Raw genomic sequence first — 1,134 nt, 5'->3', positions numbered from 1 at the left:
CAAGCATGGTGCTTGATGAAGACCAGCCCATTCTTGAGGTCTGCGCCAACTTCGATATCGGCCCTACTGCGTTGCGCCGCTGGGTCGAGCAGGTCAGGAAAGAACGTGCAGGCTCGACGCTAGCGGGAACAAAAGCCATTACCGCCGACCAAAAACAAATCCAGGAACTCAAAGCTCTGCTCAGGCAGAAAGACCGGGATATCGAAATCCTAAAAAAGGCCAGTGTTCTCCTGCTTTTGGACTCCAAAGATCATTCCCTCTGATCAGCGAGCTAGGAGAACAGTACGGCATTTCAGATTGTTGTCGCGTGTTTGAAGTCAACCGCAGCAGCTATTACGCCTGGCGTCAGCGCCAAGGAAAAACGAACCCCGAGCGCGAAGCGCTCAGGGTTGCTCTGATCAAGTACCACAAAGCATCAAAAGGCTCGGCGGGCGCCCGCACTCTCTCCAAGGATATGCAGGGCGCAAAGCATAAGGTGGGGCGCTACATGGCTGCTCGTTTGATGAAGGAGGCTGGGATTTCCAGTTGCCAACGCCGCCGCCATAAGTACAAGTCGTCGGGTGTTGAATCGCTCGTGGCTGAGAATGTGCTGGACCGAGAGTTTTACGTAGCTGATATCAATAAAGTCTGGTGCGCAGATATCACCTTTATCCAGCTGGGCAAGCGTTGGCTCTATTTCTCTGTGGTTTTGGATTTGTTTGCACGACGAGTGGTGGGATGGTCGTATTCGTTGGTCGCCGACGCGACCCTAGCAAGCGAGTCACTGCGTATGGCTGTCGAATTGAGAGGACGACCTAAAGGTGTGCTGTTTCATTCTGACCAAGGGTGCCAATACACCAGCCATAAATTCAGGGACGAACTGATGGCCCACGAGCTAAAGCAGAGCATGAGTCGAAAAGGCCAATGTTGGGATAACGCCCCGATGGAGCGTTTTTTTGGCAGCTTGAAGTCCGAATGGGTGCCTGAAGAGGGCTACCACTCGGAATATGAGGCCCGAGTAGATATCAACCGATATGTGGCGCGCTACAACAATGTAAGGCGCCACAGCTACAACGGTTACCACTCGCCGGTAGCGGCAGAAAAGATGGCGGCGTGAGAACCGAAAACAATGTCCAAAATTACTGGACCAGATCA

Annotated in this window: 2 protein-coding genes; both read left to right on the top strand. The window is 52.9% G+C overall.

The window, feature by feature from the left end; genetic code table 11:
• On the top strand, positions 1-263 hold a 263-nt coding region (locus tag KGB06_RS00035), incomplete at its 5' end, for a transposase (protein ID WP_223511105.1).
• A complete protein-coding gene (locus KGB06_RS00030) occupies positions 260-1,096 on the top strand; it encodes an IS3 family transposase (protein ID WP_223511106.1) in 837 nt (278 codons plus the stop codon). The genes KGB06_RS00035 and KGB06_RS00030, both read left to right, overlap by 4 nt.
• Positions 1,097-1,134: the final 38 nt, after the last annotated feature.

This window comes from Pseudomonas sp. GL-B-19 (assembly GCF_019956415.1).
Classification (GTDB): domain Bacteria; phylum Pseudomonadota; class Gammaproteobacteria; order Pseudomonadales; family Pseudomonadaceae; genus Aquipseudomonas.
Note: the sequence above shows the minus strand (reverse complement) of the source record. Positions and strands in the feature narration are given on the sequence as shown.